The organism is Aeromonas rivuli (genome assembly GCF_000820045.1).
In the GTDB taxonomy this organism is placed as follows: Bacteria; Pseudomonadota; Gammaproteobacteria; order Enterobacterales; family Aeromonadaceae; genus Aeromonas; species Aeromonas rivuli.
Genome location: NZ_CDBJ01000053.1, coordinates 229,210 through 248,443, shown reverse-complemented (window position 1 = coordinate 248,443; position 19,234 = coordinate 229,210). Strand labels below are relative to the sequence as shown.

The 19,234-nt window shown below is 58.4% G+C and carries 11 protein-coding genes; 6 read left to right on the top strand and 5 right to left on the bottom strand.

Annotated features, from left to right (window positions below):
* The first annotated feature begins 7 nt into the window (after positions 1-7).
* From BN1130_RS21340 to BN1130_RS12155, 3 genes are all read left to right on the top strand, one after another.
* Positions 8-6,826, top strand: a complete 6,819-nt coding sequence (locus BN1130_RS21340) for a T1SS-143 repeat domain-containing protein (RefSeq protein WP_052448226.1) — start codon at positions 8-10, stop codon at positions 6,824-6,826.
* Between the two features lie 90 nt (positions 6,827-6,916).
* Entirely contained in the window at positions 6,917-7,474 is a 558-nt protein-coding gene (locus tag BN1130_RS12160) for a hypothetical protein (RefSeq protein ID WP_042042284.1), read from the top strand.
* Between the two features lie 54 nt (positions 7,475-7,528).
* A complete protein-coding gene (locus BN1130_RS12155; RefSeq protein WP_042042283.1) occupies positions 7,529-8,230 on the top strand; it encodes an SIMPL domain-containing protein in 702 nt (233 codons plus the stop codon).
* 70 nt (positions 8,231-8,300) lie between these two features.
* Here BN1130_RS12155 and serA read toward each other — a convergent pair whose 3' ends face one another.
* The 4 genes from serA to BN1130_RS12135 form a co-directional block, all read right to left on the bottom strand.
* Positions 8,301-9,533 (bottom strand): phosphoglycerate dehydrogenase, encoded by a 1,233-nt coding sequence (gene serA, locus BN1130_RS12150; RefSeq protein WP_042042282.1) that lies wholly within the window; start codon positions 9,531-9,533, stop codon positions 8,301-8,303.
* Positions 9,534-9,732: 199 nt separating this feature from the next.
* Positions 9,733-10,386, bottom strand: a complete 654-nt coding sequence (gene rpiA / locus BN1130_RS12145; RefSeq protein ID WP_042042280.1) for a ribose-5-phosphate isomerase RpiA — start codon at positions 10,384-10,386, stop codon at positions 9,733-9,735.
* A gap of 188 nt (positions 10,387-10,574) precedes the next feature.
* Positions 10,575-11,165 (bottom strand): 5-formyltetrahydrofolate cyclo-ligase, encoded by a 591-nt coding sequence (locus BN1130_RS12140; protein ID WP_042042279.1) that lies wholly within the window; start codon positions 11,163-11,165, stop codon positions 10,575-10,577.
* A gap of 115 nt (positions 11,166-11,280) precedes the next feature.
* A complete protein-coding gene (locus BN1130_RS12135) occupies positions 11,281-12,630 on the bottom strand; it encodes a Na+/H+ antiporter NhaC family protein (protein ID WP_232301977.1) in 1,350 nt (449 codons plus the stop codon).
* A 284-nt stretch (positions 12,631-12,914) separates the two neighbouring features.
* On the opposite strand from BN1130_RS12135, the gene dapB reads away from it, so the two are divergent.
* On the top strand, positions 12,915-13,727 hold the full coding sequence (gene dapB / locus BN1130_RS12130; RefSeq protein ID WP_042042278.1) for a 4-hydroxy-tetrahydrodipicolinate reductase: 813 nt from the start codon (positions 12,915-12,917) through the stop codon (positions 13,725-13,727).
* Positions 13,728-13,915: 188 nt separating this feature from the next.
* On the opposite strand, the gene BN1130_RS22265 is transcribed toward dapB, so the two are convergent.
* Entirely contained in the window at positions 13,916-14,356 is a 441-nt protein-coding gene (locus BN1130_RS22265; protein WP_157013987.1) for a hypothetical protein, read from the bottom strand.
* Here BN1130_RS22265 and carA point away from each other — a divergent pair.
* Together carA and carB are read left to right on the top strand one after the other, a co-directional pair.
* On the top strand, positions 14,348-15,484 hold the full coding sequence (gene carA, locus BN1130_RS12125) for a glutamine-hydrolyzing carbamoyl-phosphate synthase small subunit (protein ID WP_042042277.1): 1,137 nt from the start codon (positions 14,348-14,350) through the stop codon (positions 15,482-15,484). The genes BN1130_RS22265 and carA overlap by 9 nt on opposite strands.
* Before the next feature lie 16 nt (positions 15,485-15,500).
* Positions 15,501-18,725 (top strand): carbamoyl-phosphate synthase large subunit, encoded by a 3,225-nt coding sequence (carB, locus tag BN1130_RS12120; protein WP_042042276.1) that lies wholly within the window; start codon positions 15,501-15,503, stop codon positions 18,723-18,725.
* Positions 18,726-19,234: the final 509 nt, after the last annotated feature.

Sequence of the window (19,234 nt, the reverse complement as noted above, 5' to 3'; positions counted from 1 at the left end):
GGGGGCAGTGACCCTGAACCTGCTGGACAATGTCTGGCACGGCAATACCGGCAACCACGATGACAGTGTCAGCCTGACCCTGAACAGCGGTGTGCTGACCCTGGTGCAGACCGTCACCGATGCCGATGGCGACAGTGCCAAGGCCAGTGTCGATCTGGGTACTGGCGGCGTATTCCGCTTCGAAGATGATGGCCCGGTGCAGTCTGGTAATGGACAAGGTCCCACAGTGCATGGTGCTGTCCAGGAGGATGCCCTGACCTTGGCTGGCGGTGCTCCTCATGAGGGCAATCATGAAGGGCCGGGGCAGACCACCACGGCCAGTGACACCTCGGGCACTCTGAATACCTTGGTAGAGTTTGGCGCCGATGGTCCTGGCGTATTCAGCCTGTCGAATAACGTCAGCTCGCTGGTCTCACAAGGACTGAGCAGCGGCGGTGTGGCGTTGAGTTACAACGTGGCGGGCAATGTGCTGACAGCCTCCGCCGGCGGGACAGTCATCTTTACCCTGACGGTGGCTGCCGATGGTGATTATTCCTTCACCCTGAAGGGGCCGCTGGATCATCCCGTCAAGGAAGGGTTACCTAATGGGGATAATGAACTGCTGCCAGTGCCTATCGACTTCTCGGGGGTGCTGGTCGCCACCGATGGGGATGGTGATCGGGTTCCAGGCTTTACGAAAGGTTCATTCACCATTGATGTGCAAGACGATATTCCGGTAGCGCAAGATGACTATGCTACCGTGCTGTCCGGGCAGTCCCAAAACATCAATATGGTGTTCGTACTCGATTTCAGCGGCAGTATCGATAATAACGAACTGAACGCCATGCTCGATGCGGTGCGTACTGCAGGGCAGGCGTTGTTCAACACCTCTGGTGGTCAGGTCAAGATCCAAATCGTTGCATTCTCCGGCGATTCCATTGCTTACCTGCCAACTGACAATATCACTGCGTTCACTAATCTGGTGAACTCACTGAACCCGCAAGAGCCTGGCGGTGTTCGCCCATTCAACGGAGATACCGACTTTACCGATGCCATCCAGGAGACCATTGCTTCCTATACCCCGATCTCGGGGTGGAACAATCAGGTGGTCTTCATCAGCGATGGCAACCCCAACGAACAAACTGGTCCTGGCGGCACGTCGCTTACCAGCCCTGTAGCAACCAGCTGGAATAATTTCGTCGATAACAACAGTATCACTGTCACCACCATAGGTATCGGTAATGGCATCATCGATGCCCGTCTGCAAGATATCGACGTGGATGCGGGGCCGAACAATACCCCGCTGCGAGTGAACAACTTCGGCGATCTGGTCGATACCCTGCTCAATCAGGTCATTGGTGGTCTGGTGCAAGGCAATGTGCTCAACGGCACCAACACTGTCGTTGGCGGTGGGGATGATGATGCCTATGGTGCGGATGGCCCGGGCTATATCCAGTCCATCAAAATCGGCGCGACCACCTACAGCTGGGATGGGGTGCTCGATGGCGATCAGCAGCTGACAGCCGTTACCACCCCGGCTGGAGGCAAGCTGAGCTTCAATTTCTCCACCGGGGCATGGAGTTATCAGGCGCCCGCCAATGTGAATGGTGATCTCACTGAGGACTTCCAATACACCATCATCGACAAGGACGGCGATCCGGCCACGGCGACCCTGCACCTCTATGTCGAAGACGTGGGCGCGGTGGAAGGCTATGTCGATGAGGATGAACTGCCAAATGGCATCACCGACGGTGATAGCGTCACCAACAGCGTCAGTGGCAGCGTTGCCCCCTTGATTGTCGGCCCGGACAATTCCGCGACCATCAGCCTCAACACTAATACCAGTGGTGTAACCCCGGCCAGTTCGGGTGGCGTGGCGCTGGTCTATACGGTAGTGGGTGATACTCTGACTGGCACGGCCAATGGGGCGACTGTGTTCACACTTCAGGTCGGTTCAAATGGCAGCTATCAGTTCAACTTGGTCAAGTCGCTGGATCACCCACTGGGTAACGGTGACGACAATGAACTGCTGACGCTCGATTTCACCAGCATCCTGCAGGCCAGCGGCGGCAGTGGCACCTTGGCTGGGAACTTCCTGATCCATGTAGAAGACGACGTGCCTAAGGCCAACGACAATATCGGCGGCACCGTGACCGAAGACGTGGTGGCGAGCCTGAACGGCAACGTGCTGGGCAACGACCTCTCTGGTGCAGACACCCCGGCGGCGTTCGTGGGCTGGAGTGCGACCGGGCATAACAACAGTGCGGCGGTCACCGCGCTGACGACCTACGGTAACTTCGTGCAAAACGGCGATGGCAGCTGGACCTATGCGCTGGACAACAGCCGTCCGGCGACCCAGGCGCTGACATCGGCCTTCAACCAGAGCTATGACGTCTGGTACACCATGAAGGATGCCGATGGCGATGAGGCAATCGCCAAGCTGACCATTACCATCCAGGGGGCTAACGATACCTCCAGCGTGGTGACGGTGGCGGCGATGGGTCCGGACCATCTGGTCTACGAGGCGGGTCTCAGCCCGAACGGCTCGAATGCGGCGGCCAACAGCGAGACAGCGACAGGCAGCTTCACGGTGGCGGCGTCGGACGGGATTTTGAACGTGGTGATAGGGGGCACGACCTATACCTTTGCCCAGATGCAGGCCTTCAACGGCAGCCAGACCATCAACACCGGGGAGGGGGTACTGACCCTGCTGAGTTACAGCGGGACAGCGACCAGTGGGACGGTGAACTACAGCTACACCCTGAGCGCAACCATCGACAACGACAATAAGGCGGGGGCCACGCTGACCGAGTTTGACGACAGCGTGACCATCGCGGTGAACGGGGTGGGCGGCACCAGTGGCAGCGACCAGCTCATCGTGCGCATCGTGGATGACGTGCCGACTGCCAACGACAATGTCGGCGGCACCGTGACCGAAGACGTGGTGGCGAGCCTGAACGGCAACGTGCTGGGCAACGACCTCTCTGGTGCAGACAACCCGGCGGCGTTCGTGGGCTGGAGTGCGACCGGGCATAACAACAGTGCGGCAGTCACCGCGCTGACGACCTACGGTAACTTCGTGCAAAACGGCGACGGCAGCTGGACCTATGCGCTGGACAACAGCCGTCCGGCGACCCAGGCGCTGACATCGGCCTTCAACCAGAGCTATGACGTCTGGTACACCATGAAGGATGCCGATGGCGATGAGGCAATCGCCAAGCTGACCATCACCATCCAGGGGGCGAACGACAGCGCCAGTGTGGTGACGGTGGCGGCGATGGGGCCGGACCACCTGGTGTACGAGGCGGGTCTCAGCCCGAACGGCTCGAATGCGGCGGCCAACAGCGAGACAGCGACGGGCAGCTTCACAGTGGCGGCGTCGGACGGGATTTTGAACGTGGTGATAGGGGGCACGACCTATACCTTTGCCCAGATGCAAGCCTTCAACGGCAGCCAGACCATCAATACCGGGGAGGGGATACTGACCCTGCTGAGTTACAGCGGGACAGCGGCCAGTGGGACGGTGAACTACAGCTACACCCTGAGCGCGACCATCGACAACGACAATAAGGCGGGGGCCACGCTGACCGAGTTTGACGACAGCGTGACCATTGCGGTGAACGGGGTGGGCGGCACCAGTGGCAGCGACCAGCTCATCGTGCGCATCGTGGATGATGTGCCGACTGCCAACGACAATGTCGGCGGCACCGTGACCGAAGACGTGGTGGCGAGCCTGAACGGCAACGTGCTGGGCAACGACCTCTCTGGTGCAGACAACCCGGCGGCGTTCGTGGGCTGGAGTGCGACCGGGCATAACAACAGTGCGGCAGTCACCGCGCTGACGACCTACGGTAACTTCGTGCAAAACGGCGACGGCAGCTGGACCTATGCGCTGGACAACAGCCGTCCGGCGACCCAGGCGCTGACATCGGCCTTCAACCAGAGCTATGACGTCTGGTACACCATGAAGGATGCCGATGGCGATGAGGCAATCGCCAAGCTGACCATCACTATCCAGGGGGCGGATGACAGTCAGACTGTGACTGTGCAGGCAGTGGGTGGCGAGACGACCACTGTTTATGAAACGGCGTTGGTTGATGGTCGTAATGAGTTGTCAGACCCGATCTTGAACAGTGATGGCAGGGAAGTGGTGAATGGTACCTTCCTGGTCAGTGCGACGGATGGTGTTGCAAGTGTGACCATATTGGGGGTGACATTTACCGCAGCAGGCGTTCTGCCACAGAACATCAATACGGGTTATGGGCTGCTCGACATTACCAGTTTCACGCTGAGTGCCGATGGCAAGAGTGGGACTGTGGGGTACAGCTATACCCTGTCGGACAACATTATCAACGCGACCCCGGCGACCACGTACTTCGATGACATTGGTAACTTGATAACAGTGACAGGGGTGAGTGGCACGACATCAACAGCCTCAGACCTGGCGATACGCATCATTGATGACACCCCCGAGGTGAGCATCAGCAGTGAAAATGGCGTGACGATCTCCCTTGATGAGAGTGCCACTATGAGTCAGGCCAGCACCATAGCTACCTTGGAGTTTGTCAAAGGAGATGACCCTGATGTGGCAGGAGCTGGCGCTATCAGTCGCAGTGTCAGCGCTGGCGCCTTGGTGAATCTCACCTCTGAAGTTTATGGTGCGGATGGTCCTAATGCCGTTAATGGCAAGGTTTACAGCTTGGTGGTTAACAGTGCAGCCTCGGGGCTGACCTTAACGGATGGCTCTGCTATCAGTCTGATCAAGCTGTCAAATGGGGTTGTGGTTGGTGTCGTTGTTGGGGGGGCATTTAATGGCAAAGTAGCCTTTGCTATCGAGATGAATGCCGTGACCGGCGTGGCAACAGTGGAGCAGTACCTTTCCCTGGCTCACCCTGCTGCAGCGATTCAGGCCAATGGCTACAACAGTTATGACGAGACCGTCTTCTTGGCACCGGGCAGTTTGGCTGTACAGGTGGCCTTGACCGATGGCGATGGCGATATCGCCAGCAGTAATGTGGTGAACATCTCGAACAAGATTGGTTTTGATGATGACGGCCCCAGTCTGATTGCGGCCGAGACCGGCATCCTGATGAACACCTCGGGGACGACAGGGCAGTTCCTGCTTGATGGAGATGGAAGCCTGGCGAACAACTATGGTGCCGATGGCGGCATCATTATGTTCAACAGTGTTCTCAATGGGGCCAATAGTGGCCTGACATCAGGCGGGTTACCCATTACCTATCATCTCTCGGCAAACGGTACCGTACTGACGGCGTCCACGGCTGCGGGTGTCATTTTCGTTGCGACACTGATGCCGATGAGCGGGACCTATGAAATTGACATGCAGGGGACGGTGGATGGTGGGCAGACCACCATAGATTTCAATAGTGGTGGGTACAACTTCGTTGGGGGTAATGGTGCCTGGGCGGGTTTCAACACGCTTGCCAATGATAACAGCCTGGATATCTTGCTGACGCCCATGGAGTCGGGGGTCAGCAGTGGCACAGTGAATACCAATGCGAATGAAGGCGGGATCAGCGCGGGCAACTCTGTGGGGGTAGATGAAGCGGTGAGAGTCGATTTCGTCATCGATCTTACTGGGTCTCCTGCAAATGGTCAGAGTTATGCCAATGTGTCGAATCAAAACCACAGCTTCGATGCGCATTATGATGTGAACGGCGCCTCCGCCATGTTCACTAACGTCGGCGGTAGCACCAGTGTCAAGCTGTTGGCAAGAGATGATACAAACAGTAATAACGTACTGGGTGACGGGTCTATTGACTCTCTCAGTGCAGTGGCCATCCGCTATAACAATACGACCCTGATAGTGAGTATCCTGGCCGGCCTATCCCAGATGGTCAATGTGGGGGGGCATGTGTTCACCGTTACCTTTACCGATGCCGATCCAGGGCCGCTAACCCGCTACTCAGCAACGGTGGCAGGAGTGGTGGAGAATACTCAATTGGCTGCGTATACGGCGGACGGTTACAACAGCTTGGAGTTTGCTCATGCAGGGGGGGGGACCTTCAAGATCGGGGACTTCGGGACGTCGGTACCGACTCCGGGTGTGCCTGTCCACTTCGACTTGCCTGTTGTCTTGCAAGATGGTGATGGTGATACGGTGAACAGCAGCTTGGGCGTCAACCTGTTGCCCGATGCTCCCTATGGTCTGGACTACTCGGGCTCGCTCAGTGGCATCAATCTGACCTTGGGCAGTTCGCAAGGTCATGCGATAGGTTCCGATTACAACGACACTATCATTGGCAATGCGGTGGATAATATTATTTCTGGTGGAGGGGGAAACGATAACTTGTCAGGTTTGGGTGGCAAGGATCTGCTTGCCGGTGGTGATGGTAATGACACCTTGTCGGGGGGGGATGGTGACGACAACTTGTCTGGCGGTAGTGGTACGGACATTTTGGATGGCGGCATCGGCAACGATACGCTGATCGGTGGCCTGGGTGCAGATACCCTGACCGGTGGCGCCGGGCACGATACCTTCAAGTGGCTGGCTGGCGAGGCCGATGGCAGTATCGACAAGATAGCCGACTTCACCCTTGGGTTGAGTGGCAGCAATGCCAACAGCGATGTGCTGGACTTGTCCCAGTTGCTGGTCGATGTGCCTGCCAGCGCCAACAACAGTGTCTTGGCCGGTACGCTCAACAGTTATCTGACCTTTGATACGGCCAATAACACGCTGACCATAGACACCAATGGTGGTACTGCAGGCGGGGATCAGTTGACTGTGCTCTTCCAGAATGCACCTAGCTTCTCTTCTGGTTCCAACCAGGACATCATCAAGCAACTGCTCGATGATGGTAACCTCAAGGTGGATCCACATCCGTAGACAGCATGTACAGAGGGCGGGCTTGCCTGCCCTCTGTTGCTGACACGGGAAGGACGTTAAGATAGGCAACATTGACGTAGTGAGGAAGATATGGGGCCCTTTAACTGGATTGACATTGATGGCATTCGCTATAGCTGGGACGGGCAGGACAATATTGTCTGCTCCGGCCGCTTTGCCTATCAGACCCAGCTCGATGGCAGCAGCCTGACCGGGCTTGAAATAGAGAACGAAGATGGTGAGGCCGCCGGGGTATTGAACGTCGACTTTGCCGCTATGCAACTCTCCTTCGTCCCCTATGTCGGTGTTGAATCCCCCCACATGGTGCTGCTCTGCGGCGATGGGCAACGTCAGCAAGAGTGCTCGTTGCAGAGTATCACGGCTCCCCTGCATGATTTATTGGCCAGTCCCGATACGCAAGGATGGGACGCTTGGAGCGATCCCATTGCCGCTGTGGAGGTGACATCACCTGTTGAGGGACACATTCTGTCGTGGGACTCATTCCACTTCGATGAGGCCGACAGGCTGCCGGAACTGGCCGCCACACCGAATCTCTCTCAACCGCCAGCACAGGCGATCAACGAGATCAGCATCAGCCTGGACATGAGCAATCACGTGCTGGACTTTATCCCCCCCAGTCACGATATATGAATCTGCATCTGGCCCGTGCATAATGCCGCCATCATTCTGATTGAGGTGTTATCTATGTGGCGTTCCATCCTTTCCCTGTGTCTGATTTGCACCAGTGCAACCACCATGGCTATCGAGGTGCCTCAAGCCCCGCATCTGTTGGTGAGCGGCAATGCCGAGCAGAAGGTGGAGCCCGACATGCTGACCCTGCGTGTGGCCGTGACGGCGTTGGAGAAGAAGGGCATTGATGCCAAGCAGCAGGTCGACAAGCGGGTTGCGGCCTTCTTTGGTCAACTCGAGGGGTTGGGCATCAAACGCAGCGATGTGGAGGCGGGCAATCTGGTGATCTCCCCCGAATATCAGTATCCGCAGAACCGTAAACCCGAATTGACCGGTTACCGTGCTCAGCGCCAGCTGGCAGTCAAACTCTATCAACTCGACAAGCTCAGCCAGCTGATGGACACCGCCCTCAAATCCGGGCTCGAGTCCGTTTCCCAGATTGAGTTTGGTTTGAAAGATCCCCAGGCTGCTCGCGAGCAGGCCAGAGTGAGTGCGGTACAAGATGCCAGAGCCAAGGCGCAATCCCTGGCCAAGGCATTTGGGGTGACCCTGGGCAAGGTATACAGCATTGAGTATCGCAATGCCGCGCCCATGCCGGTCTATGGCAGAGGGATGAAGATGGCCGCCATGGCGGCGGCGCCCGAGGCGGATGCCAGCTATGAGCAGCAGGAGATCAGCATCACGGACAATGTCGAGGCGGTGTTCCTGATCGATTGAGTCGGATCATCTCGCACAGCATATAAAAAGGGCTCCTATAGGAGCCCTTTTTGATGATGACGATGTGCGATCAGTGCAGGATCCGGGCCCGCAACGTGCCGTTGATCTCTTTGAGCTTGGCGAGAGCTTTCTCACTGTGCTCAGTCTCTACGTCGATCACCACATAACCGATCTCGCTGCTGGTTTGCAGGTACTGACCGGCGATGTTGATCCCCTCTTCGGCGAAGATCTGGTTGATCTGGTTCATGACACCAGGCTGGTTGCGGTGAATATGCAACAAGCGGCTGGAGCCCTTGTGACCAGGCAGGGAGACTTCCGGGAAGTTGACCGCGGACAGGGTGGAGCCATTGTCCGAGTACTTGACCAGCTTGCTGGCTACTTCCAGGCCGATGTTCTCCTGGGCTTCCTGGGTCGAGCCACCGATGTGCGGGGTGAGCAGCACATTGTCCAGGCCGCGCAGCGGAGTGAGGAACTCTTCATCGTTGGACTTGGGTTCGCTTGGGAAGACGTCGATGGCGGCGCCACTCAGGTGACCGCTCTTGATCACGTCGGCCAGGGCATCGATATCGACCACAGTGCCACGGGATGCGTTGATCAAGATGGCGCCTGGTTTCATCATGCGCAGTTGCTCGGCGCCGATCAGATCCTGAGTGGAGGCCGTCTCTGGCACATGCAGGCTGATGACATCGGACATGTTGAGCAACTCGGCCATGCTCGGTACCTGGATGGCGTTACCCAGGGAGAGTTTGTTCTCGATGTCGTAGTAATAGACCTTGAGGCCAATACTCTCGGCGATGATGCCAAGCTGGGTGCCGATGTGGCCATAACCTATGATACCGAGTTTCTTGCCACGCGCTTCTACCGAGCGGTTGGCCAGCTTTTCCCACACACCCCGATGGCATTTGGCATTTTTCTCGGGAATACCGCGCAACAACAGCAGTATCTCACCCAATACCAGCTCGGCGACCGAACGGGTGTTGGAGAAAGGCGCGTTGAAGACGGGAATGCCGCGTAGCTCGGCGGCTTTCAGATCCACCTGGTTGGTGCCGATGCAGAAGCAGCCGATGGCAAACAGCTTCTGGGCCGCGTCCAGCACCTTGTCGGTGAGTTGGGTACGTGAGCGCAGACCGACGAAGTGGACATCACGGATCCGTTCGATCAGATCCTCTTCGCTCAGGGAGGTTTTCAGGTAATCCACATTGGTGTAACCGGCGGCCCGGAAGGTTTCTACCGTGTTGGGATGTACCCCCTCCAGCAGCAGTACCTTGATCTTATCCTTGTCGAGCGAAAACTTGACGGTCATGGCGATCCCTCTAAATCAGTGCAGCTATGGTGTGTGAAGAAAACCGTAAAGTAGCAAAAACAACAGGCAGAGGGAATATTTGTGACGAAAGTCAAATTCTTTGAAGTTATCAACGATAGTTGCAAACGGTTGACGGCAAGGGACTGACAGATAATAAAAAACGGCGCCATCAGGCGCCGCTATCAATGTCACTACCCGATTATTGGGTGATGACGCCGTCCGGTGTACCTATCAGTACTACGTCCGCACCACGGTGCGCGAACAGTCCGTTGGTGACGACGCCGACGATGGCATTGAGCTGGTTTTCCAGCCCCTTGGCATCCGTGATGGCCATACCCTTGACGTCCAGTATGTCATTGCCGTTGTCGGTGATGACACCTTCACGCCAGACAGGGTTGCCACCGAGTTTGCGGATCTCGCGGGCCACGTACTCGCGCGCCATGGGGATCACCTCGACCGGCAGCGGGAATTGCCCCAGCACATCCACTGTCTTGGTGTTGTCGATGATGCAGATGAACTTGTCCGCCACGGCGGCGACGATCTTTTCCCGGGTGAGGGCGGCGCCACCGCCCTTGATCATGTCGCGGCTGCCATTGATCTCGTCGGCGCCATCTACATAGACGGAGAGGGCATCGATATCATTGAGGTCAAACACCTCAATGCCAAGGCCCTTGAGACGCTCGGTGGAGGCCACGGAGCTGGATACGGCCCCCTTGATCTCACCCTTCATGGTCGCCAGGGCGTCGATAAAGTGATTGACGGTGGAGCCGGTGCCTACGCCGACTATGGTGCCGGGCACTACGTATTTGAGCGCAGCCCAGCCGGCCGTCTTCTTCATGTCATCTTGAGTCATGGTAGATCCTTAGGGGAAAAAGCGGGCGCATTATAGCCAAGAGTACTCTCGGGGGCGACCGTGGCGCTCACGTTATGAGGATAAAAAGCCCAAGATGTAAATCGTTTGCTTGTTTGTTGGGCAGACGGCCACCGATGTCACCGACAAAGGCGGAGTGGCGCCCGATGGCATCATTGCAGCAGGCACTCTCAGCTTTGCGCGAAGCACCAGCGCCTGCTCGGGGTCAGGATCTCCGGCAGCGGCACGTCCCAACTCTCGCAGGGAATGGTGTCGACTCGCTGGCAGTCATGGGCAATACCCAGCGGCTTGGGCCCCAGTCGGTGCTGCTGCCAGGCGGTCAGGGTGCGATCGTAATACCCGCCCCCCATACCGAGCCGGTTGCCAGTCTCGTCGAAGGCAACCAGCGGCGTGCAGATAAGGTCCAGGTTGGTGTGGGGCAAGACCTGCAGCACATCGAGCTCGGGCTCGGCGATGCCAAAACGGTTCTGGGTCATGGGGCTGGTCGCCGTATAGCGCAAGAACAGGAGATGGCCCGGGTTGAAGGGGTGCAGCACCGGCAGATAGACCTCCTTGTGCTGTGCCCAGAGCCAGTGAATGAGCGGCAGGGTACTGAGCTCGCCGTCGTTGGCAAGGTAGAGGGCGATGCGCTTGGCGGCAAGCATACCAGGATGCTGTTGGCACTGCGCCAGCAACTGCTGCGCCGCGACCTGTTGCTCGGTCTGGCTCAGGGCGCGCCTGCGCTGGCGGATGAGTTGGCGCAGGGATTGTCTGTCCGACATGGGAGGCTCCGGGTTGGATTGCGTGCCTCTACCTTAACAAGGGGAGCGCACAGGGCAAACGGCCTGGGATAAAAAAGCCGGGTACTGGGCCCGGCTTGGCAGGGATTGTCGGATCTCAATCCCGGCGCAGTTGATGCTTGATAACGATGGCGGCCAGGGCCGAGAGCGCCAGCGCCATGGGATAAAAACTCATGCTCACCACCGAGAGGGGGGAGAGGGCAAACACTGAGCCGAGCAGCAGGGCCTGGGCTCCCCAGGGGATGAGACCCTGCACCACGCAGGAGAAGATATCCAGCATGGAGGCGGCCCGTCGCGGGGTGACCCCATGCTGTTCGGCCAGGTCCCGGGAGACCTTGGCGGCCACTATGATGGCGACGGTGTTGTTGGCGGTGCACAGGTTCGTGAGGCCCACCACCCCGGCGATGCCGAGCTCGGCGGCTTTCTCGTTCTGCTCGCCATCATGATGGCGGGTGAAACGACGGATGAGGGCGCCGATGCGATCGCCAACCCAGGCCAATCCTCCCTGGCGCTCCATCAGGGCGCCGAGACCACCGATCAGCATGGAGAGCAGGAAGATCTCCTGCATGCCGGTGAAGCCCTGATAGATATCCTTGCTAAATTGGCCGAGGGAGTAACCCCCGAACAGCCCCACCATACCGGCGGCCAATATGCCCAGGCCAAGCACCACGAACACATTCACCCCGGCCAGTGCCAGCCCCAGGATCAGCAGGTAAGGCATCACCTTGAACAAGTCCGGGCTACCATGGGGGGCCGGTGCGTCGCCCACATTGCCCAGGGTGAGGTAGATCAGGATCACCAGCACGGCGGCGGGGGCGGCAATCTTGAAATTCTCGCGAAACTTGTCTTTCATCTCGCAGCCCTGGCTGCGGGTCGCGGCTATGGTGGTGTCCGAGATGATGGAGAGGTTATCGCCGAACATGGCCCCCGAGAGTATGGTACCCGCCATCAGCACGGGATCGATGCCGGCGGCCTGGGCGACGCCGAGAGCCACAGGTGCGACTGCCCCAATGGTGCCCATGGAGGTACCCATGGCGGTGGCAATAAAGGCGCAGATGAGAAACAGACCCGGCAGCAGGCACCAGCCGGGGATCAGCGACAGACCGAGGGAGACGGTGGCGTCCACCCCCCCCGTGGCCTTGGCCACGGTGGCAAAGGCCCCCGCCAGCAGATAAATCAGGCACATCGCCATGATGTTGCTGTCACCAATTCCCTTGAAGAAGGTTTCAAGATTCTGGTTGAAGCTCTCCTTGCCGAGCAGCAGGGCCAGGATCACCGCAGGTAGCACGGCAACAGGGGCAGGCAGCTGATAGAAGGCGAACTCGACCCCTTGCAGAGTGAGCCAGGTGCCGGTGCCAATGAAGATGGCCAGGAACAACAGTAGAGGAAGCAGGGCGGTGGGGTTAGGGACTCGTTGGTGCATGAGGGCCTCGGATGCGTGGAACATGACTCCTGTCATATGAACCGCATTGGGCGGCTGGCATCCTGCCACTCTGGGCCCATACCCTAGTGATTTGCCTCTCACGGGTCAAGATAGCCGTCCAGATGGATAAATATTAATGCATGCTGATTCTGATATATCTAAATATGTCGTCATATATTCTGATATTTGAAAGTTATCCGTTTATATGGCGGTGCCAAGCCGGGAGGCTCACGGGGCTTTTCAAAGGACGTCAGGGCTGGTAGAACTGTCCCTTTCCAAAAAACATGACAACAGATGAGAGGGTGGAGATGGACAATCCGATCCGTGTGGCCGTGATGGGCTGTAATGGTCGTATGGGCAAGGTGCTGCTGGAGGCCATCGCCAATGCTGAGGGGGTGGTCGTTGGCGCCGCACTGGAGCGACCGGGCTCTGTCGTGGTCGGTCTGGACGCGGGCGAACTCAATGGGCTGGGCCACCTGGGGGTGGCTATCAGCGACAGCCTGGACAAGGTACGGGATGAGTTCGATCTCATCATCGATTTCACTCGCCCCGAGGTGACCCTGGCCAATCTGGCCTTCGCCCGCGCCCATGGCAAGGCCATGGTGATAGGCACCACCGGTTTTGACGAGGCAGGCAAGCAGGCTCTGCATGAGGCGGCCCAGCACATAGGCATCGTCTTCGCTTCCAACTATTCGGTCGGTGTCAATCTGGTGTTCAAGCTGCTGGAGCAGGCCGCCAAGGTGATGGGAGACTACACCGACATCGAGATCATCGAAGGGCATCACAGACACAAGGTGGACGCGCCGTCCGGCACCGCGCTCTCCATGGGGGAAGTGGTGGCCAAGACCCTCGGACGTGACTTGAAAGAGTGTGCCGTCTATGGCCGCGAAGGGATCACCGGTGAGCGGGATCGCAACACCATCGGCTTCGCCACCATTCGTGCCGGAGATCTGGTCGGGGAGCACACCGTCATGTTCGCCGACATTGGCGAGCGGGTCGAGATCAGCCACAAGGCGTCGAGCCGACTGACCTTCGCCAACGGTGCGGTACGCGCCGCCGCCTGGCTAAGCAGGCAGCCAGTGGGCCTGTATGACATGCAGGACGTACTCAACCTGAAGTGAAGCAGATGACCCCGGGCGACCGGGGTTTTTTATGTGTGTTAAATAGGGCTTATGCTCTTTTTTTTCAACCAAGCGCCCATAACACTCACTCTTCCCTAATGCCCCCGATGATGGGGGCATGAGTTGTCACCGAAGGGTAAACGGCAAGTCCCTGTTTTTGGCCCTTGCTACGATTTTTTCACACGACTCTAAAAAGCGTAAAAATTCAACCAAAGAAAAACGTTTTCCTTTGATTTCATAAAAACAAGTACTGACAAATATGCTTTTATCGTGATTGAGATATTTTTTTTTGGTTTCTCAACTGTCTGTTTTTGTTTGGTTAAATATTGAATTGTGTCACCAGGGTGACTCAGGTGGGCAGTTTTGAACTCGTATCGGGATTTTCTTTTGTTGGCGGGGGTTGTAAATAGTAAAACTGCATAGATAATGGGTAATATTGCTTTTTTATTGAATTTAGATGCATTTATTTTGTTGAAAGACATTGAAATGACATCATTTTTGAGTAGAATGCGCCCAATTTGCCAGAAATCTGCCGGTTCAGCCCCCTGTTTCAAACAAGGTTCTGAGCCGCGACACCCAGGTAAATTGCTGAATTTAAAGCTAAATAACTGGAGGTTGTCTTGAATCACACTGCATTGCTAGTGCTGGAAGATGGAACTGTGTTCAAAGGCGTGTCGATAGGCGCCGAGGGATGTTCTGTTGGTGAGGTTGTTTTTAACACGTCGATGACGGGTTACCAGGAAATCCTTACCGACCCCTCATATTCCCGTCAGATAGTCACCCTCACATATCCACATATAGGCAACACCGGCACCAACAACGAAGATGAAGAGTCCGATCGGATCCATGCTCAGGGCCTGATCATCCGTGACCTTCCGATCCTTGCCTCCAATTTCCGCAATCAGCAATCTCTCTCCGATTACCTCAAGTCCCAAAACATCGTTGGCATCGCCGAGATCGACACCCGCAAACTGACCCGCATCCTGCGCGAGAAAGGTGCCCAGGCCGGTTGCATCCTGGCCGGCAAGCAGGTTGATGAGGCATATGCCCTGAGCCAGGCCCGCGCCTTCCCAGGCCTCAAGGGCATGGATTTGGCCAAAGAAGTGACCGTGAACGAGTCTTACACTTGGACCGAAGGGAGCTGGCAGCTGGGCAAGGGTCATGTCACCCCGAGCGAAAGCGACTTCAAATATCACGTGGTCGCCTACGATTTTGGCGTCAAGCGCAACATCTTGCGCATGTTGGTGGACCGTGGCTGCCGCCTGACCGTGGTACCGGCCAAGACCCCGGCCTCCGAGGTGCTGGCCATGAACCCCGATGGCATCTTCCTCTCCAACGGCCCCGGTGACCCCGAGCCGTGCGACTACGCCATCGCGGCCATCAAGGCCTTCCTCGAGACCAACACCCCGGTGTTCGGCATCTGCCTGGGTCACCAGTTGCTGGGTCTGGCTTCCGGTGCCAAGACGGCGAAGATGAAGTTCGGCCACCACGGTGCCAACCACCCGGTCAAGAGTCTGGATGACAATACCGTGATGATCACCGCCCAGAACCACGGTTTTGCGGTGGATGAGACCTCGCTGCCCGATTGCCTGCGTGCCACCCACGTCTCCCTGTTCGACGGCTCCTTGCAAGGCATCCATCGTACCGACCGTCCGGCCTTCAGCTTCCAGGGTCACCCCGAGGCGAGCCCGGGTCCCCACGACTGTGCCGGTCTGTTCGACCACTTTATTGAATTGATCAAGCAGTATCGCGCTTAAGAGGAAAAGAGAAGCCATGCCAAAACGTAACGACCTACAGAGCATCCTGATCCTCGGCGCCGGCCCCATCGTCATCGGTCAGGCCTGCGAATTTGACTACTCCGGCGCCCAGGCTTGCAAAGCCCTGCGCGAGGAGGGATACCGCGTCATCCTGGTGAACTCCAACCCGGCCACCATCATGACCGACCCCGAGATGGCCGATGCCACCTACATCGAACCCATCACCTGGGAAGTGGTGCGCGAGATCATCAAGAAAGAGCGCCCGGACGCCATCCTGCCCACCATGGGCGGCCAGACCGCACTGAACTGTGCGCTGGATCTGGAGAAGCACGGGGTGCTGGCCGAGTTCGGGGTCGAGATGATTGGCGCCACCGCCGATGCCATCGACAAGGCCGAAGATCGCCGCCGCTTCGACATCGCCATGAAGAGCATTGGTCTCGAATGTCCCCGTGCGGGCATCGCCCACAACATGGAAGAGGCCTGGGGCGTGCAGCAGATGGTTGGCTTCCCCTGCATCATCCGTCCCTCCTTCACCATGGGTGGCTCCGGTGGCGGCATCGCCTACAACACCGAAGAGTTCGTCGAGATCTGCGAGCGCGGTCTGGACTTGTCGCCGACCAAGGAGCTGCTCATCGATGAGTCGCTGATTGGCTGGAAAGAGTACGAGATGGAAGTGGTGCGGGATCGCAACGACAACTGCATCATCGTCTGCGCCATCGAAAACTTCGACCCCATGGGTATCCACACCGGTGACTCCATCACTGTCGCGCCAGCCCAGACGCTGACCGACAAGGAGTATCAACTGATGCGCAACGCCTCCATGGCGGTGCTGCGCGAGATCGGTGTCGAGACCGGTGGCTCTAACGTCCAGTTCGGCATCAACCCGAAAGATGGTCGCATGGTCATCATCGAGATGAACCCGCGGGTCTCCCGCTCCTCCGCGCTGGCCTCCAAGGCGACCGGTTTCCCCATCGCCAAGATCGCCGCCAAGCTCGCCATCGGTTACACCCTGGACGAGCTGATGAACGACATCACCGGTGGTCGCACTCCGGCCTCCTTCGAGCCGGCCATCGACTACGTGGTTACCAAGATACCGCGCTTCAACTTCGAAAAATTTGCCGGCGCCAACGATCGCCTCACCACCCAGATGAAATCGGTCGGTGAAGTGATGGCCATTGGCCGCAACTTCCAGGAGTCCCTGCACAAGGCGCTGCGCAGCCTCGAAACCGGCAAGACCGGCTTCGATCCCATGGTTGACCTCAATGCCCCTGACTCCCTGACCCGCATCCGTCACGAGCTGCAAGAAGCGGGCTGCGACCGGATCTGGTACATCGCCGATGCGTTCCGCGCAGGGCTCTCCATGGATGGCATCTTCAAGCTGACCAAGATTGACCCCTGGTTCCTGGTGCAGATTGAAGATCTGGTCAAGTTGGAAGAAGAGGTGAAAGAGCGCGGCATGGCTGGCCTGGACGCCGACTTCCTGCGCGCCTTGAAGCGCAAGGGCTTCGCCGATGCGCGCCTGGCCAAGTTGCTGGGGGTGGCCGAGGGCGAGGTGCGCAAACTGCGCGCCCGTCACAACATCTTCCCGGTCTACAAGCGGGTCGATACCTGCGCCGCCGAGTTCGCCACCGACACCGCCTACATGTATTCGAGCTATGACGAGGAGTGTGAGGCGGCCCCGAGCAATCGTGACAAGATCATGATCATCGGCGGTGGCCCGAACCGTATCGGTCAGGGCATCGAGTTTGACTACTGCTGCGTGCACGCGGCGCTGGCCCTGCGCGAGGACGGTTACGAGACCATCATGGTCAACTGCAACCCCGAGACCGTCTCCACCGATTACGACACCTCCGACCGCCTCTACTTCGAGCCGGTGACCCTGGAAGACGTGCTGGAAATCGTGCGGGTTGAGCAGCCCAAGGGTGTCATCGTCCAGTACGGCGGTCAGACCCCGCTCAAGCTGGCGCGAGCGTTGGAAGCGAACGGCGTGCCCATCATCGGCACCAGCCCGGACGCCATCGACCGCGCCGAAGACCGCGAGCGTTTCCAGACTGCCGTCGAGCGCCTGGGCCTCAAGCAGCCGGAAAACGGCACCGTCACTGCCCTGGAGCAGGCGGTACTGACCGCCGAGCGGATCGGTTACCCCCTGGTAGTGCGCCCCTCCTACGTGCTGGGTGGCCGCGCCATGGAGATCGTCTATGACGAAATCGACCTGCGCCGCTACTTCGCCGAAGCGGTGAGCGTCTCCAACGAATCACCGGTACTGCTGGACCGTTTCCTCGACGACGCCACCGAGGTGGACGTGGACGCCATCTGTGACGGCGTGGATGTGGTCATCGGCGGCATCATGGAGCACATCGAGCAGGCCGGTATCCACTCCGGCGACTCCGGCTGTTCCCTGCCGCCCTACACCTTGTCCAAGAAAATTCAGGACGAGATGCGCGAGCAGGTACGCAAGCTGGCGCTGGAGCTCGGCGTGGTCGGCCTGATGAACGTGCAGTTCGCGGTGAAAGATGACGAGATCTACCTCATCGAGGTGAATCCCCGTGCCGCCCGTACCGTGCCCTTCGTCTCCAAGGCGACCGGCGCGCCCCTGGCCAAGATTGCCGCCCGTGTCATGGCCGGTCAGTCTCTGCAGGCGCAAGGTTTCACCACCGAAATCATCCCGCCCTACTACTCGGTGAAAGAGGTGGTGCTGCCCTTCGCCAAGTTCCCGGGGGTGGATCCGCTGCTGGGGCCTGAGATGCGCTCCACCGGCGAGGTGATGGGGGTGGGCAACAGCTTCGCCGAGGCCTATGCCAAGGCCCAGCTGGGTGCCAGCCATGCCGTGCCCAAAGAGGGCCGCGCCCTGTTGTCCGTGCGTCACAGTGACAAGGAGCGGGTCGTCGATCTCGCCGCCAAGCTGCTGGAGCTGGGTTATGAGCTCGATGCCACCCACGGCACCGCCGTGGCCCTGGGCGAGGCGAGCATCAACCCGCGCCTGGTCAACAAGGTGCACGAGGGTCGCCCGCACATCCTGGACCGCATCAAGAACGGTGAGTACACCTATATCGTCAACACCGCCGAAGGGCGGGTGGCGATCCAGGACTCCAAGCAGCTGCGCCGTGGCGCCCTGCAGCACAAGGTGGCGTACACCACTACCCTGAACGCCGGTTTCGCGACCTGCATGGCCATCAGCGTCGATGCCACTGCCAACGTGAACTCGGTGCAGGAGCTGCACGAGAGAGTTAAAAACCGCTAATGGGCGAGGGGGTGACTCCCCGGCCAGTTGAGCGTCAGTGCGAATGAGTAATGACAAACCCCGCCAGTGATGGCGGGGTTTTTGTTTTGATGGCGGGCCGGAGTGCTCGGTGAGTCCAGAGACGATATCGACGAGGAGAAAAAAGACACATCTCAGTAGAGCGTGGATCAAATACACCCTTAACTTGCCTTTAAGTAGACAATGATTGCGCACTTTTGGCAAAAGGGCCGCATCTTCGCAATCACTCGCCCCGATTGCCTCTATATACTGGTCCCTCATCACATAAGGTCGTCTGCGCCTGCAACAGCGGGGTGCGAGAGGATCAAGGCCCGCTGCCAACCCGGCAGCGCAGGCCGGCCCCTCTTATCAGGAGGCGCCACAGGAAACCGGTTGTGGGGTTACCACCCGCGCAACCGTCAGGGCCAGCGTTACCGCGCCAACCCGTTCCCCCTCCTTGCCCCGCCGGTTTGCCTGCCCAGTCGCGTCGTTGCGTACCGTCATCCCCGCAA

Bases quoted from the DNA above. Each gene is read 5' to 3' on its own strand.
- rpiA (WP_042042280.1), bottom strand. From the start codon at position 10,386: ATGACTCAAGATGACATGAAGAAGACGGCCGGCTGGGCTGCGCTCAAA.
- serA (WP_042042282.1), bottom strand. From the start codon at position 9,533: ATGACCGTCAAGTTTTCGCTCGACAAGGATAAGATCAAGGTACTGCTG.
- BN1130_RS12160 (WP_042042284.1), top strand. From the start codon at position 6,917: ATGGGGCCCTTTAACTGGATTGACATTGATGGCATTCGCTATAGCTGG.
- dapB (WP_042042278.1), top strand. From the start codon at position 12,915: ATGGACAATCCGATCCGTGTGGCCGTGATGGGCTGTAATGGTCGTATG.
- carB (WP_042042276.1), top strand. From the start codon at position 15,501: ATGCCAAAACGTAACGACCTACAGAGCATCCTGATCCTCGGCGCCGGC.
- BN1130_RS12155 (WP_042042283.1), top strand. From the start codon at position 7,529: ATGTGGCGTTCCATCCTTTCCCTGTGTCTGATTTGCACCAGTGCAACC.
- BN1130_RS12140 (WP_042042279.1), bottom strand. From the start codon at position 11,165: ATGTCGGACAGACAATCCCTGCGCCAACTCATCCGCCAGCGCAGGCGC.
- BN1130_RS12135 (WP_232301977.1), bottom strand. From the start codon at position 12,630: ATGTTCCACGCATCCGAGGCCCTCATGCACCAACGAGTCCCTAACCCC.